This is a genomic window from Candidatus Poriferisodalis sp., from assembly GCF_965208925.1.
Lineage (GTDB): Bacteria > Actinomycetota > Acidimicrobiia > Acidimicrobiales > Poriferisodalaceae > Poriferisodalis.
This window is the reverse complement of sequence record NZ_OZ242364.1, coordinates 553,989-569,505: the sequence shown is the minus strand read 5'-3', so window position 1 is coordinate 569,505 and position 15,517 is coordinate 553,989. Positions and strand designations below refer to the sequence as shown.

Below are 15,517 nucleotides of genomic sequence, written 5' to 3'. Positions count from 1 at the left end.
CTCCAGTTCGGGAGAACTGTTCCGCGGCAGATGCATCGCGAGCCGAAGCAAACTTGCCAGTTCGTCGCCGCGTTCCACATCGGTCATGGGCCGAGGCGGGTACTCCCTCAGCAGCAGCTTTGGATGCTCAGCCGCCGACATGGGGCCAGTGTGCCCGATCCGAGCGTCGGCAACAGCAATACGGTTCAGCCCCATCAGTACGGAGCCGCTCTCGAGAGCCGGGTACGCCCGGCACCGTTGTTGACGCAGTTGTGCAGATGCGTTCCAGCACTCTCCACGTCACTGAACCGTTCGTACATCAGGCGTTGACGAGTTGGCGGACGAGCACGACCGTCGCGCTGGTGGCGGCAACCGACAGCACGATCATGCGAAATCGGTGTCCGGCCAGGCGCGGCCGCAGCCACCACCCGAGCGGCAGCCCCAGGGCAACCGCAGGCAGCAGGCCCAGCCCGATCCACAGCTGACGCAGGCCGAAGCCGCCGATCAGCGCCTGGACGCCGATGATCACCGGGGCCACCACCAGCATGTAGGTCGCCATCGTGGACCGCATTTGCGATGGTCTCCAGTGGTTAGCGAAGATCGCATACACCGGTCCCGGGATGGCGGCCACCGAAGACGAGAACGCAGTGCCGGCCCCAGCGGCGTAATCGGCCAGGGTTCCCTCGGGCGGCCGGACGCCGGCGGCTTGCACGCCCACGGCGAGCAGCACGAACAGGCTCACGGCGATTGCCAGGGCGCGCTCGTCCATCGCCCACCACAGCGTGATGCCTGCCGCCATACCGATCGGCGCAGTCATCAGCTGCCGACCCAGCGGGCCCGTACGAAGGGCGGGACGGTCGATGACGGCATTTCGCAGGTTGATGCCCGAAGCGATGATCAGCATCGACCCCGGCACGGCCGTCGGTTCGATGGTCACCAGCACCGGCCCTGCAATCAGCCCCATGCCCAGGCCGATGCACGCCTGGATGCTCGCGCCCGCGGCGATGAACAGCGCAGCGACGATGTACTCCCAGACGCTCATCGGGCGACCTTCGCCGAGTTCACGGAGCGACTCCGGGGCCGCTCATCGAGAGATTCGCCGTTCGCGCATCTCCTCACACCGGCAGGTTGCCGGTCGCGGCCGCGGTGCTGCCCGTGTCGGTGTAAGCAGCGATGGTGCGCTGGGCGATGCGCATCTGGTGCACCTCGTCGGCGCCGTCGGCGAAGCGGGCCCAGCGGGCGTGCTGGTACATGTGCGCCAGCGGGGTGTCGGTGGAGTAGCCGAGCGCCCCGTGCACCTGGATGGAGCGATCGATGACCCGGCCGAGCATGTTGGCCACGAAGTGCTTCGCCATCGACACCTCGGCCTTGAAATCCTCGCCGGTGCCGGCTTGGGCCCGGTCGATCTTGTAGGCGGCGTGCAGCACCATCAGCTTCGCCTGATACAGCTCCATGGTGCTGTCGGCGATCATCCATTGGATGCCCTGCTTCTCGGCCAGCAGCGAGCCGTGGGCGAACCGGTTGAGCGACCGGTCGACCATCATGTCGAGTGCCGTCTGGGCCTGGGCGATCCAGCGCATGCAGTGCGCCAGGCGGGCTGGCCCCAGCCGGTACTGGCCCAGCAGGTGCCCCTGGCCCCGGCCGCCCAGCATCTGGCCGGCGCCGACTCGCAGATCCTCGATCAGGATCTCGCTGTGGCCGGTCGAGCCATGCATGGTCTCGATCTGGCGCACCTCGGTCCATCCGTCGGCCGGCAGGTCCACGATGAACGCCGAGTTGCCGGCCTGTGGAATGTCGGGATTGTCCTCGGTGCGGGCGATGAGGATGGCGAACTTGGACCGGTGCGCATTCGAGATGAACCACTTGTGGCCGTTCAGCACCCACTCGTCGCCGTCGGGATAACCCTTGGTCTGGATGAGGGTCGGATCTGAGCCGGCCACTTCGGGTTCGGTCATCGCGAAGCACGACTCGGCCCGGCCCTCGCACAGCGGCGCCAGGTAGCGCTGCTTCTGCTCGTCGGTGCCCCAGTGCAGCAGGGTGTGCATATTGCCTTCGTTGGGCGCTTGGCAGTTGAGCACCCACGGGCCGAACCGGGTCTTGGCCGCCTCGGCCTGCACCATGGCCATCTCGACGTGGCCCAGCCCCATGCCGCCCCACTCGGCAGGCATGTGCGGCAGCCAGAGCTGCTCGTCGCGTGCCCGCTTGCGCATGCCCAGCAGTGCGGTCACGTACGCGTCGCGGTCAGTCTCCTCGAGCCGTTCGTCGTCGATGCGGCCTTCGATCGGTCGCACCTCGACATCGATGAACGCGGCGATCCGCTTGCGCAGCTCCTCGAGTTCCGGGCTCAAGCTGAAGTCGATGGCCATCGGGCGTCCTCCTCCGACGGTGCGGCGCGCTTGCTAGATCGTGAAGGGCTCCCCGTCGCCCCGTTCGCGCACCGCAATCTCCTCCACCGGCTTTCTGCTCAGCTTGGTGAGCTGCTTGGTGGGCTTGCCGATGGGGAGCAGCGCGCAGACGGCCTCCCAGTCCTCGAGACCGAGAAGCTCCTTGGCTGCGGGTTCCTTGGCCGAGAGCAGCGTCGTCATCGCACCGCCCAAGCCCTCGTTGCGGGCGCCGAGCAGGATGTTCCAGGCAAACGGGTAGACCGAGGCACCGCTGACCACGCCGATGCGGTCTTGCTCCTTGTCGATCGAAGCGACCACGCGCAGGTCCACGGTGATCACGAGCACGACCGGCACCTGATCCATCTGCTCGAACATCGGGATCCACACCGGAATCGACTCGTCGACCATGGCTTCTTCGATGTTCACCGATGACGGGCTGTAGCTCTGCCAGTAGACCTCGCCGGCCTTGACCTGCGCGGCGGCGACGCGCATCGCTGGCAGGCACAGATCCCCGAGCTGCTTCTTGCGTGCCGGATCGCGCACCACGATGACCTTGTGGCCCTGGCGGTTGCCGCCGCTCGCGGCGAAGCGGGCATTGTCGAAGATGCGGTACAGCACCTCGTCGGTGACTTCGTCGTCGGTGAAGTCCCGAGCGGCGAACGTGGTGCGCATGACGTCGTAAATCTCCATCGCGACAGTCAACCATCGCCGCCGTATCAACGCTGCGGGCGGGCGGCACGCCTGGGGTGCGGCCCGTGCGCGACCTGTGGCTGTGCGCCACAATCCCGGTGTCGAGAACCAACGGGCAAGAGCCGCTGGGCCGAAACCGACGGGGTAGTGCCGTGCCGCTGAATCGAGTCCTGATCGCCAATCGCGGCGAGATCGCCATCCGGATCGCCAAGGCAGCGCACGCGCTCGGCATCGACTCGGTGGCGGTGCATGCGGCGGTCGACGGCCGTTCCCTGCACCTGACCGCTGCCGACGAAGCCGCAGAGCTGCCCGGAACTGATCCTGTCGCCTCCTATCTCGACATCGACGCACTGATCGACGTCGCGCGCCGGCACGGCTGCGACAGTGTCCATCCGGGCTACGGCTTCCTCGCTGAGAACGCTGCGTTCGCACACGCGTGCGCGGACGCCGGGCTGATCTTCGTGGGTCCGCCGCCTGCTGCGCTGGAGCTGTTCGGCGACAAGGTGCGGGCGCGGGAGCTGGCCACCTCGTTGGAGATCCCGGTCGTCGCCGGTTCGGACTGTTCGGTGGCCGATGCGGCGGCTGCGCTGGCCGCAGCGGAAGCAGTCGGTTTTCCGGTGATGCTGAAGGCTGCCGCGGGAGGCGGCGGTCGGGGGATGCGCGCCGTGGAGAGCGCAGACGGCATGGCCGAGGCGTTCGACCGCTGTCGCAGCGAGGCCGCTGCGGCATTCGGCAACGGTGCTGTGTTCGTCGAGCGGCTCGTCGCTCGACCCCGGCACATCGAGGTGCAGATCCTCGCTGACAGTCAGGGGAACGTCGCCCACCTGTGGGAGCGTGACTGCTCGGTCCAGCAGCGCAACCAGAAGGTGATCGAGATCGCGCCGGCACCGGGACTCGATTCCGCATTGCGAGAGCGCCTCCATGCCGATGCAGTCCGGCTCGCGGCCGAAGCCGGCTTGGTGAACGCTGCCACCGTGGAGTTCCTGGTCTCGCCGGAGACCGGTGAGCACTTCTTCATCGAGACCAACCCCCGGATCCAGGTTGAGCACACGGTCACCGAGCAGGTGATCGGCACCGACTTGGTCGAAGCCCAGTTCCGCATCGCCGACGGGGCGACGCTGGAGTCGATCGGCATCGTTCCCGCCAACGTCGACCGGAGCCAGATCGCAGCTGCGTTCGCAGCTGCGAGCCAGCTCATGGCCGCGCCGCGCGGCTATGCCGTGCAAGCACGTGTCGTGGCGACGGGCCCGGGCACGATCTCGACCTATCAGGAGCCGTCGGGTGCCGGGATCAGGGTCGACGCCGCAGGCTACGCCGGCTATTGTCCGCCGCCGAACTTCGATCCGCTGCTGGCGAAGGTGATCGGCTCGGCGGCCAGCTTGCACGGCGCCGTCAGCCGCACAGCGCGTGCCCTGGCGGACTTCCACGTTGGCGATCTGCCGACCAACATCGGCCAGCTGCGGGCAATCCTCGAGCATCCCGACGTGTCTGGGGGAGACGTCCGAACGACGCTGCTGTCGGAGAACCCGGCGCTGACGGCCGAAGCGTCGGGCGGGACGAACGGGTTCGCCCCTCCGCAGCAGTCGAAGCTCTCAGCACTGCTCGAGCCCGCATCGACGTCCGGCGCCGGCGGCGGCGCAGCCACGACGCAGTGGCCAGACCGGGCGCTGAGCCCGGGGGAAGTGGGCATTGCCAGCCCCGTGGGCGCCAGCATCGTCGAGGTTCGAGTCGCCGAGAGCGACGCGGTCACGGCCGGCCAGACGCTCGTGGTGCTGTCCGCGATGAAGATGGAGACAGAGGTCGTCGCCCCGGCTGCAGGAACCGTCGCAGCGTTACGGCCGATGCAGCCTGGCGACACCGTGGCTGCCGCCGATGTGCTCGCAGTGATCGCAGCAGACGTCGCCGGCGAAGCTGCCGGGGCGACCGGTGTCCCGACGGTCGAGGCGGACCGCGACGAAGGCTGGCTGCCGCAGCTCGACGATGTGCGCACGCTGCAGCAGCTCGCAGAGGATCGCCTCAGTCCCGAAAGCGAAGAACTGGGCGTCGTGCGGCAGCGGAACCGGGGAAAGCTGCACTGCCGCGACCGCATCCGCCTGCTGCTCGACGACGGCAGCTTCCGCGAGGTCGGCAGCCTTGCAGGCTTCGCTTCCTACGACGACGAGGGCGAGATCGCGGCATTCACGCCTGCCAACCACGTGGGCGGCACCGGCAAGATCGACGGCCGGGGCGTGATCCTCTGTGCCGATGACTTCACCTCCCGTGGCGGTCACGCCGACGGCGCCATCGGTGCCAAGAGCTTCCATTTGGACTTGCTGTCGATGGAGCTGGGCGTGCCGTCGATCCGCCTGCTGGACGGCTCGTCGGGCGGCGGCAGCGTCGCCTCCATGGTTCCCGAGCAGAAGCGGGACGGGGAGAGCACCGCCAAGGAGAGCTCGGGCGCGATCCGCTCAGGTCGCCCCCGGGTGTCGGGCGGCGGCGGGTCGTTCCTGCCCTCTCACCTGGGCAGCACCGAGTACGCGGAGCAGCTCGCGACGGTGCCGGTGGTGAACATGCTGCTCGGCAGCGTGGTCGGCATCGGCGCAGCCAAGGCCGTGCTGGGCCATTTCGCGGTCATGGTGCGTGACATCGCACAGCTCTTCGTGGCCGGACCGCCGGTCGTCTCTCACGCCATGGGTTACGACATCTCCAAGGAAGACCTCGGCGACTGGCGCATCCACTGCACCAACGGCTCGGTGGACAACCTGGCAGACACCGAGGAGGAAGCCGCAGCGCTGGTGCGGCGGTTCCTGTCGTACCTGCCGTCGTCGGTGTACGAAGCACCGCCGGTGCTGGCCCCCGATCCCACCGATCCGGCTGACCGCTGCGAGGAGGAGCTGCTCACGCTGATCCCCCGCAAGCGCACCACCACCTTCGACATTCGCCGCGGGATCGAGCTGATCTGCGACCGCGGCTCGTTCTTCGAGATCGGGCCGCTGTGGGGGACCGATCAGGTCGTCGGCTTTGCCCGCATGAACGGGCACCCGGTCGGCGTGCTGGCGTCGGACAGCCGCCATCGGAACGGGGGTGCCCTGACCGCGGACGGCTGCGACAAGCTCAGCCGCCACATCGACCTGTGCGACATGTTCCACGTGCCGATCCTGAACCTGGTCGACAACCCCGGCTTCGCCGTCGGCAAGGAGCACGAGATCACCGGCACCATCCGCAAGGGCGCCACTTGGATGACTGCCTTCGCGCAGGCTTCGGTGCCGATCTACACCGTGCTGATGCGCCGCAGCTTCGGCGTGGCCGGCAACAACTACGCCACGCCGCGGCGCCAGCACAGCGCCAGGGTGGCATGGCCGGCCGCCGATGTGGGCGGCATCCCGCCCGAAGGCGGCATCGAGGCTGCCTACAAGCGACAGCTGGCTGAGGCGGAGGATCCGGTTGCGCTAAGGGCCGAGCTGGAGGCCCGCATCGAGGCCGCCCGTGGCCCCATCGGCCCGCTGAACCGCTTCCAAGTCGAGGAGATGATCGACCCACGCGAGACCAGGCCGCTGATCTGCGAGTGGATCGAGGGCGCGTACGACATCGTCCGTCGCCCCGTGCGGCTCACCCAGCGCCCGATTGCCTACCGCCCCTAGCGGCCCGGGAGCGAGCCTCTTGCGCGAGGCGTGCGACCAACCCGCGAAAGATCACCGTGTGCACGGGAATCAGCGCCCACCAATACAGGCGGCCCAGCAGCCCTTTGGGGCGGAATCGGGCGCGCTGGCGCAGTTTCGCGCCGCCGGGAACCTCGCTGAGCCGCCATTCGAGCCACGCATCGCCGGGCAGGCGCATCTCGGCCCGGAGGCGCAGCAGGTGCGGTGGTTCGCATGCCTCCACGCGGAAGAAGTCGACGGCGTCGCCGACGCGCAGCTCGTCGGGATGCCGGCGGCCGCGTCTCATGCCGACGCCCCCGATGAGATTGTCGAATGCGCCGCGCAGCTCCCACAGCGTCTGGCCCGAGTACCAGCCGCGGTCCCCACCGACGCCTGACACGGCAGCGAAGACGTCTGCGATCGGTGCATCCACCACCTCGACTCGCTCGTCCGAGTACACGGTCCCTCCGGCCCACTGGGGATCCTGGGGCATCGGCGATGCCGGGGTGCGCTGCGGGGCGCTGTCCATCCAGCTCGTGCTGACGTCGAGATCGTCGATGTGGCGCAGCGCATTCGCCAAGGCGTCGTCGAGCGACAGTGGTGCATGATCGATGACGGTGCGGATGTCCCGTGCGGGCGTGACGACCACGTCATTGACGAGGCTGTCCACCAGCGGGCGCGCGAGTCCGTAGGGCAGGGGCGTCACCAGCTTCACCCAGTGCGACGACAGCCGGGGTGTCAGCACGGGTGCTGGCATCACGGCACGTCCGCGCAATCCGGCGCAGCGGGCGTACGCGCTCATCATGTCCCGGTACGAGACCACCTCAGGCCCACCGATCTCGAGGATCCGGTGATCGCCCGCGGGAAGGTCGAGCACGGCGGTGAGCCAGTGCAGCACGTCGGCGATGGCGACCGGCTGGCAGCGAGTCGCGGTGACCCACCGTGGGCAGATCATCACCGGCAGCACCTCGACGAGGTGGCGCAGCATCTCGAATGAGGCGCTGCCCGAGCCGATGATGACCGCAGCCCGCAGTTCGGTGACCGGCACGTCGCCCGAGGCCAGCAGGCGTCCAACCTCGTGGCGGCTGGACAGGTGTGGTGACAGCGTCCTGGCTTCGTTGCCGCCGAGCCCGCCCAGATAGATGATGTGCTTGACCCCGGCGGCGGCTGCGGCTTTGGCGGTGTTGCGTGCGCCGGCACGGTCGGCGTCGGCGAAGTTGTCGCTTGTGCCCATCGCGTGCACGAGGTAGTAGACGGTCTCGCAGCCGTCGAGTGCGGCCGCCAGTCCGCCGGGGTCGAGCACGTCGCCGCGCCTGACCGAGACATCTCCCGACCACGGAAGGCCAGCGACTCGTTCCGGCTGGCGGGAAACGCACACGACGTCGTGCCCGCGTTCGACCAAGTGCGGGACCAGCCGGCCGCCGACGTAGCCGGTAGCTCCGAGCACCGCGAGCTGCACGACCACATCTTCGTTGCTTCCAGCGGCCGAGCGGTATCGCGAGCCGATCTCGATCAGCCGTTCCCGTCCCACTCCGCTGCGCGTGTATGGAACACGTCAGGATCGGCCAGCCAGTCGGCGAAGCCGATCCGGCCGTTGTCGGTCAGCCACGCCACGGCCCGGTTCATGCGATCCAGCAGGTCGGTGTCGTCGATGTCGACCGTGCAGCCGCCGCGCTCCTGCAGCATGTCGGTTGCTGCGACGGCGAACTCTCCTGCCGAAGCGGTCGCGGCTTCGGCATTGCCGACTGAGCCACGTGCGACTGCGTCGACGTGACCCGTGCGCAGTGCATCGGTGAGCGCTGCTTCGCCCAATGGCGAGCCTTCGGTGTCGCCTAGGTAGAGCACCTGCGGATTCCCGAGACCCGCGGGAATGAGCCGACGCCGAGACGCCAGCTGGGGCGAGGCGCTGGCAGCGTCGATCCTGAGCTCGCCGTCGGCGTGTGCCAACACTCGACCGGCATCGGTTTCGACCGTCGTGCCGGCCGCCAAGCCACCGTTGTCATCAGCCACGCCGATGATCTGCAGGAATCGAGCTTCTCCCGTGGTGCCCCGCAGCACGCCCACGACATCACCTGCACCGAGGCCGTCGTAGGTGGCCAGGCGCTCGGCGTCCTCAGATCTCACCAGCAGCGACTGACGGAAATCGATATGGCCGTCAGTGAATGCCACCGCCGGCCGACCGTCGGCACCCGAGGTTCGTGCTTCGAGAATCGTGATGCCGCCGCATGCCAAGTGGGCCTCATCGGATGCAGCCAGCAGCCAGATGTCATCCCAGTGAGCCACACCCCTGCGCTCGAAGTCGAGTCCGATGCCGTCCATGGATTCCACGCCGCTGAGCAGATCGGCTTCGTAGCCGCGATGTTCGTCGAACCCGTCCGATGACACATCGGGATCAGCCGAGTAGCTCACAGGCTCGAAGTACCCGTAGAACGCGACCGCAACGGTGCGTTGCGTCTGACTTTCGGGTGTGCCTGAGCAGCCTGCGCCGACTGCCATCCCGGCGAAAGCAAGAGCTGCGAGCAGACGGCTCGCCGTCTGCCTTGGCCCGCGCGGTTGACAGCCGTCCATTGACATCGGGAGGCGAGCCCTCATGGCGCTCCCTCTGCCGCTCAGGCGGGTTCGACCGACCAGACTTCCGGAGCGGCGCGGCCGCGGGTCTGCTCGGTCTCGCCGAGTTCGGGCATGTCTTCGAGGGCGCCATTGATGCCGTTGCCGGTGAGCACTGGCCGGTCCGCTCCCTTCGGGAGTTCGCGGGAGATGGTCAGCACGGGAGTCGGCGTCGGCCGCGAGGATCGGGGCCGAATCGGAGCCGCCCACTCAGATTCGGGCAGTGGAGCCGTGAGGTAGTCGCGAGTGGGATTGCCGGCGAAGCTGTAGACGATCAGGCCCACCACGGCAATCGCCGCCAAGGTGAAGAACGCCGAGCGGTAGCTGTAGGCATCGTGCAGGACCCCGGCGATGAACGGGCCTCCCGCTAGGCCCGACACCATGAGCAGCGAGCCGAATCCGTAGATGCGCGGGTAGTCCTTCACACCGAACGCGTCGGCCAGGATCAGCGGGTGCAGCATCAGCAGGTTGCCCATGGCGCTTCCCAGCACTAGCACGCCCACCACGATGGTGAGCTCGTCGCCGGCAACGGCCAGCACGCACAGACCGACTACCTGCACCACCATCAACGCCATCGTGAGCCAGCGCAACGACAGCTTCAGCGCTGCGACGCCCCCGCAGATCCTGGCAACCACGCTGGTGCCAGCCAGCAGCTGCACAGCGCCTGCCCCGGCGGCTTCCAGCCCCAGCCGGTCGCCGGTGAGTTTGTAGATGTGGTGGATCGCGCCGACTTGGCTGCTCATCACGAGCACGAATCCGATAGCGGTGAAGATGAAGAACTGTGTCCGAATGGCCTGCCCGTACAACGTTCCGGGTGGCGGGCCGACGGGAGTCCGGCCCGAGTGGTCAGTCGGGCGAGCCCCATCGGGCCCCAGTCCCACATCTGCGGGCCACGCACGGATGAAGCCCCAGGTCGAGATCAGCAGCAGGGCGCAGTACACCACCGCGAATCGGGGCGCCCAATAGACCAACGAAATACTCTCGATTCGTTGGATGAGTTGGGGAAGCAGGATGATGCCGCCGAGCGACAATCCGGTTGACGCGATTGCCATCGCCACCGAGCGACGCCGCTCGAACCAGCGGGTCACCAACGTGGTAGTCGGCACCAGGCCGCAGAGTCCGAAGCCGATACCGAACAAGATCATCACGGCAAACATCTGCCAGCCGTTACGGATCTCGGCCAGCAGAGCCATGCCGGCCGTGCTGACGGCGGTGCCCGCCGTGATCACCCATCGCGCATCGAACCGGTTGACCAGCTTGCCCGTGTAGTACCCGCACACTCCTGAGGCCAGCAAGAAGACACTCACGCCCCCGCTGGCGAGACCGGTGCTGAAGCCCTGCTCGTCGACGAAGGCATCCAGGAAGGCACCGAGGGCATAGAAGACCATGCCCGAGGTGATCATCATCACCCCGAACACGCCCGCGAGCACCACCCAACCCCGAATGAACGGCTGGCTGCGCTCGGCGCTGGCAACCGGCACATTCACGCCGGACAGCCTGCCAGCTAACTTGCCCCGATGCGCCCGCCGCGCCATGGCAGAAGTGGCCGATCGCGGTCGGTCGCCTGTGTGTCGGCACTGTTCGTGCTCGTCGCCGGGGCGTGCACGTCGACGGATCAGGCGGTGGAAACGCCCACAGGTTGCGTGCCCGATGCCGAGCTTGCTGGAACGCAGAGTCGCCATCGCCTGACATCGGGAGGCAATGAGTACAGGTATCTGTTGTACGTGCCTGCAGCAGCCCCTTCCCATGCGCCGCTGGTCTTGAACTTCCATGGCTTGGGCGGCGACGGGGCCTCTCAGGCGGCGTACACGAGGTACACCGACTTGGCCGAGACAGAGGGTTTCGTGACGGTGCATCCCTCGGGGCTGTTGGTCGAGACGAACGAATGGGGCGCCACCCGCAACTGGGAGGGCATCGGGGAAGACAACCCAGGGCGAGACGACGTGCAGTTCGTCAGCGACCTCATCGACCAGGTCGCCGCCCAGGGGTGCATCGACCCGAAGCGCGTGTACGCAACTGGTTTCTCCAACGGCGGGTACTTCAGTGCCCAACTCGTCTGCCGACTGGCGGACCGGATCGCTGCGACATTCTCCGTCGGCGGCATCAGCCGCCCCGACGGCTGCCAACCTTCCCGCCCGGTGGCCATGGGAGCCATCCACGGGACCGCCGACGAGGTTGTGCCCTTCGATGACAGCAGCACCTCAGTGCTGCTCAAAGGTGCAGACATCGATGACGACAAGGCTCAGGAATTGGATGCGTTCTTCGCGGAGATCATTCCCGACGAAGTCGCCGAATTCGCCGCTGGGTTCAACTGCACGACGATGGCCGAGAACATGTTCGACGCTGTGACCACCCTCACGAGCTACACCGACTGCGACGGCGATGTGGCGCTGCGCTTCTATGCGATGGAGGGTGCCGGGCACATCTGGCCGGGCTCGCATTGGGACAAGGGCACTGGCAAGTACCCCGCCGCCGAAGCGTCCGGCCTCGACGCAACCGCGGACGGCTGGGCGTTCATGAGCCAATATTCGCTGGACGAGTGAGCAGATTCAGCCGTCGCTCGGCGCGTGAGGAGTGAGCAGGCAGATGGAACTGATGAAAGCCGGCCGCATGGTCGACGTCGGGCGCATGGAGTGCGAAGAGATTCCCGTGCCGCCGCTCGACGAGGCCTCCTCGGACGCCGCCCCGGCGTCCCGGCCGGACGCCGCGCTGGGTATGACGGCGGTGAACTACGACGTGCTCATCCGGTCGGAGATGGCGTCGATCTGCGGCAGCGACCTGCACATGGTGATGATGGGTGCCGGCCTTGCCCACCGTCCTCCGTGCCCGCATGGGTTCCCGGGTCACGAAGGCATCGGCATGGTGGTGGAGAGCCGGGCGCCGGGCCTGCCCGAGGGCACGCACGTGCTGACGTTCCCGAACCCGCCGGTGGGCGAGTGCTTCAACGCCTTCCAGCGGATCAACTCCGGCTACTGCGTGCCGCTGCCGGCCGGCGATGTGCCGCGCTCGCATCTGCTGATGGGCCAGCAGCTCGGCACTGTCATTTATGCCATGCGCCAGCATCCACGTGACGTTGCCGGCGAGACCGTGATGGTCATGGGCCAGGGCTCGGCGGGGCTGTTCTTCACCTACTTGCTGAAACGAGCCGGCGCCGAGCGGGTCATCGTCTCGGACCTGTCGCCGACCCGCTTGGCGGTGGCTGAGGCCTACGGCGCGGACGAATGCCTGAATGCCGCTGAGCTCGGCAACGCCGGGGTCATCGAGGCAGTCAAGGACATGACCGACGGCCGCGGTGCCGACTACGTCGTGGAGGCAGTGGGGCGTTCGGACACCTTTTTGGACTCGGTCGAGCTGGTGCGCATGGACGGGCAGCTCCTGTGGTTCGGGCTGCCGTCGACCGACGACAACATCCATGTGCGCTTCCAGAAGTTCTTCCGCAAGCGGCTGTCGGCCGCAAGCACCTACGGGGCGCAGGACGAGCCAGGCGCCATGTCATTCCGCCAGGCGCTGCAGCTCATCGCCTCCGGCGACATCGACGTGTCCCCGCTGCTCAGCCACGTGTTCGACGTGAGCGACATTGGCGACGCCTTCCGGCTCGCCCACGAACCCCACGACGCCGGAGCCCTCAAAGTCTCCGTCAGCTTCGATTGACGAATGGCTACCGCAGCATCGACTGAAGTCTGCCGCTCAGTCGAGCGCTTCGAGGATCCCCACCAATACGTCGAGTCCCTCGTTCAGCTCCGCCTCGGTCACGTTGAGCATGGGTGTGATGCGGATGACGTTGCCGTAGAGGCCGCCCTTGCCCACGAGCAGACCGCGGTCCTTGGCGGATTCCAGCACCGCAGCCGTGGTTGCCGCGTCGGGTTCGATGCTGCCTGCGTGGCAGAACTCGATGCCCTGCATCAACCCCTTGCCGCGCAGCTCGGCCACATGCGGCGATGCATCGCACACGGGCGCCAGGCGCTCGTGCATCTGCTCCCCGCGGGCGGCGGCGTTGGCCTGCAGGTCGTTCTCGAGCAGGTAGCGCAGGGTGGCCCTGCCCGCTGCGGTCGACAGCGGGTTCCCGCCGAAGGTAGTGATCGAATTGCGCGTCAGGCAATTCATGAGGTCGGCCCGGGCGACGATGCCGGCCAGGGTGATGCCGTTGCCGACGCCCTTGGCGAAGGTGATCGCATCGGGCGTGATGCCGTGGGCCTCGTAGCCCCAGAAGTGCTCGCCGGTGCGGCCCCAGCCCGACTGCACCTCGTCGGAGATGAACAGGATGCCCTCCGAGTGCAGCACCTTGCCCATCGCCCCGAAAAAGCCGTCGGGCGGCGTGGCAAAGCCGCCCACGCCCTGGATGGGCTCGGCAATCAGCGCCGAGAACCCCCCCGAGTCGGTCATGTCGATGAGCTGGACGAGATCCTCCACGCAGGCATTGGTGAAGGCGTCGTCGTCGAGGTGCCTGAACGGGCTGCGCAGCCGGTAGCCGCCTTGCACGAACTGGACGTCGAGCCCGCTGTAGCTGCTGGTGGACCAGGCTCGGTGGCTGGTGATCGCCTGGGCGGTGAGCGAGCGGCCGTGGTAGCTGTTGCGCATCGCCAGCACCTGGTTGCTGTTGCGGTAGTTGGTCGCCAGCAGGATCGCGGTGTCGTTGGCCTCGCTGCCTGAGGTGGTGAACAGCACTCTCGGATCGGGGATGCCCGAGACGGCGGCCACCTCCTCGGCGAACGAGATCATCTCCTCGTTCAGGTACAGCGTGGAGGTGTGCATCACCTTGGCTGCCTGGGCCTGCACGGCCTCCACTACGACTGGATTGGCGTGCCCGATCATGGTGGTGAGGATCCCGCCGAAGAAGTCGAGGTAGCGGGTGCCTTCGCTGTCGAATACGTAGCTCCCCTCGCCGCGGTCGATGGACACCGGCCGCTCGTACAGCGGGCTGATGAAGCTGGGCAATATTGCGCGGTAACGCTCTGCCAGTTCGGCGTTTGTGGCCATTGCGACATCGTAGAGTTCGCAATCATGGCGGGGTTGACGAGCTGGGTGTCGCAGGCCTACGAAACGGCCCGCAGCGTCATGCAGTTCGGCGAGTTCGAGCACGATGCCGACAAGCGACACCTGATCCGGGCAGCCGACGTCTCCGACTTGCGCCGAATGGCGAAGCGACGCATGCCGGGCGGCTGCTTCGACTACATCGACGGGGCGGCCGAGGACGAGGTCAGCGCTGAGCGCAGCGTGTCGGCCTATCACCGCTGGCAATTCCGGCCGCGTGTGCTGCGCGACGTGAGCGAGGTGGACATCTCGGGCAAGGTGCTGGGCACCGAAGTGCCGATCCCGCTGGTAATCGCTCCGACGGGTTTCGACCGCATCGCCCATTCCCAAGGCGAGCTGGCCGTGGCGCGTGCCGCTGAACGGGCCGGCATCCCGTACTCGCTTTCGACCATGGGCACACGCTCGGTCGAAGAGGTGGCAGAGGCGTGCGCAGGGCGAAAGTTCTTCCAGGTGTATGTCTGGCGCGACCGCGAGCTGATGGCTGACCTGCTCGAGCGCTCGGCCGCATCGGGCTACGAAGCGATCATGATCACGGTGGACACTGCCGTGCTGGGACGCCGTGAGCGCGACGTGCGGCACGGCTTCAGCCTTCCCCCCAAGCTCGGGCCCGACACGATCATCGACGGGCTGCTGCACCCGCGCTGGCTGCTGGACTTCCTCAGCAACGAGCCGATCAAGTTCTCGAATTGCGAGGGGGCGGCCGGCGGCGACGGCGGCGACGCCGTGGCGCTGGCCGACTACATCAACAGCCAGTTCGACCCGTCGCTGTCGTGGGACGACATCGAGTGGTTCCGCGAGCGCTGGGACGGCCCCGTGATGCTCAAGGGTGTGCTGTCGCCGGATGACGCCAAAATCGCGGCGGACATGGAGCTCGACGCCGTGATCGTGTCCAATCACGGCGGCCGCCAGCTCGACGGTGCCCCCGCGCCGGTGGAGTGCGTGCCGGCCATCCGCGAGGCGGTCGGCGATCGCTGCGAGGTGATCTGCGACGGCGGCATCCGGCGCGGCAGCGACATCGTGAAGGCGCTGGCGCTAGGAGCCGACTCGGCCATGATCGGCCGGGCGTACCTGTATGCCCTCGGTGCGGCCGGCGAGACCGGCGTGGACTGGGTGCTCAACTACTTCGTCGAGGGGATGACCCGCACGATGCGCCTCAACGGTGTTCGTTCGACCGCGGATCTGACCCCCGACCTGCTCGAACGCGTCTGA

11 protein-coding genes are annotated in these 15,517 nt (G+C 67.5%); 4 read left to right on the top strand and 7 right to left on the bottom strand.

Annotation, left to right across the window (positions count from 1 at the left end):
• Nucleotides 1–298: 298 nt before the first annotated feature.
• The 3 genes from ACOGI5_RS02355 to ACOGI5_RS02345 all read right to left on the bottom strand — a co-directional run bounded on the left by ACOGI5_RS02355 (nucleotide 299) and on the right by ACOGI5_RS02345 (nucleotide 3,053).
• The gene (locus ACOGI5_RS02355; protein ID WP_419862868.1) at nucleotides 299–1,021 is read right to left on the bottom strand and encodes a TSUP family transporter; all 723 of its coding nucleotides are present in this window, start codon (nucleotides 1,019–1,021) and stop codon (nucleotides 299–301) included.
• A gap of 73 nt (nucleotides 1,022–1,094) precedes the next feature.
• The gene (locus ACOGI5_RS02350; RefSeq protein ID WP_419862867.1) at nucleotides 1,095–2,345 is read right to left on the bottom strand and encodes an acyl-CoA dehydrogenase family protein; all 1,251 of its coding nucleotides are present in this window, start codon (nucleotides 2,343–2,345) and stop codon (nucleotides 1,095–1,097) included.
• Nucleotides 2,346–2,378: 33 nt separating this feature from the next.
• Entirely contained in the window at nucleotides 2,379–3,053 is a 675-nt protein-coding gene (locus tag ACOGI5_RS02345) for a nitroreductase family protein (RefSeq protein ID WP_419862866.1), read from the bottom strand.
• A 152-nt stretch (nucleotides 3,054–3,205) separates the two neighbouring features.
• Here ACOGI5_RS02345 and ACOGI5_RS02340 point away from each other — a divergent pair, with 152 nt between their 5' ends.
• On the top strand, nucleotides 3,206–6,673 hold the full coding sequence (locus ACOGI5_RS02340) for a carboxyl transferase domain-containing protein (RefSeq protein ID WP_419862865.1): 3,468 nt from the start codon (nucleotides 3,206–3,208) through the stop codon (nucleotides 6,671–6,673).
• Here ACOGI5_RS02340 and ACOGI5_RS02335 read toward each other — a convergent pair.
• The 3 genes from ACOGI5_RS02335 to ACOGI5_RS02325 all read right to left on the bottom strand — a co-directional run bounded on the left by ACOGI5_RS02335 (nucleotide 6,642) and on the right by ACOGI5_RS02325 (nucleotide 10,764).
• A complete protein-coding gene (locus ACOGI5_RS02335) occupies nucleotides 6,642–8,201 on the bottom strand; it encodes an SDR family oxidoreductase (RefSeq protein WP_419862864.1) in 1,560 nt (519 codons plus the stop codon). The two genes, ACOGI5_RS02340 and ACOGI5_RS02335, sit on opposite strands and share 32 nt — an antisense overlap.
• Nucleotides 8,183–9,166, bottom strand: a complete 984-nt coding sequence (locus ACOGI5_RS02330; protein ID WP_419862863.1) for a substrate-binding periplasmic protein — start codon at nucleotides 9,164–9,166, stop codon at nucleotides 8,183–8,185. Before ACOGI5_RS02330 ends, ACOGI5_RS02335 begins: the two co-directional genes overlap by 19 nt.
• Nucleotides 9,167–9,279: 113 nt before the next feature.
• The gene (locus ACOGI5_RS02325) at nucleotides 9,280–10,764 is read right to left on the bottom strand and encodes an MFS transporter (RefSeq protein ID WP_419862862.1); all 1,485 of its coding nucleotides are present in this window, start codon (nucleotides 10,762–10,764) and stop codon (nucleotides 9,280–9,282) included.
• A 237-nt stretch (nucleotides 10,765–11,001) separates the two neighbouring features.
• On the opposite strand from ACOGI5_RS02325, the gene ACOGI5_RS02320 reads away from it, so the two are divergent.
• Nucleotides 11,002–11,820, top strand: coding sequence for an alpha/beta hydrolase family esterase (locus ACOGI5_RS02320; protein ID WP_419862861.1), 819 nt, complete (start codon nucleotides 11,002–11,004; stop codon nucleotides 11,818–11,820).
• 43 nt (nucleotides 11,821–11,863) lie between these two features.
• Entirely contained in the window at nucleotides 11,864–12,928 is a 1,065-nt protein-coding gene (locus ACOGI5_RS02315) for a zinc-dependent alcohol dehydrogenase (RefSeq protein WP_419862860.1), read from the top strand.
• Nucleotides 12,929–12,964: 36 nt separating this feature from the next.
• Here the strand turns inward: ACOGI5_RS02315 and ACOGI5_RS02310 are convergent, their stop codons facing one another.
• On the bottom strand, nucleotides 12,965–14,254 hold the full coding sequence (locus ACOGI5_RS02310) for an aspartate aminotransferase family protein (protein ID WP_419862859.1): 1,290 nt from the start codon (nucleotides 14,252–14,254) through the stop codon (nucleotides 12,965–12,967).
• A 24-nt stretch (nucleotides 14,255–14,278) separates the two neighbouring features.
• On the opposite strand from ACOGI5_RS02310, the gene ACOGI5_RS02305 reads away from it, so the two are divergent.
• Nucleotides 14,279–15,517 carry an alpha-hydroxy acid oxidase gene (locus ACOGI5_RS02305; RefSeq protein ID WP_419862858.1) on the top strand — a complete coding sequence of 413 codons (1,239 nt, stop codon included), beginning with the start codon at nucleotides 14,279–14,281 and terminating at the stop codon, nucleotides 15,515–15,517.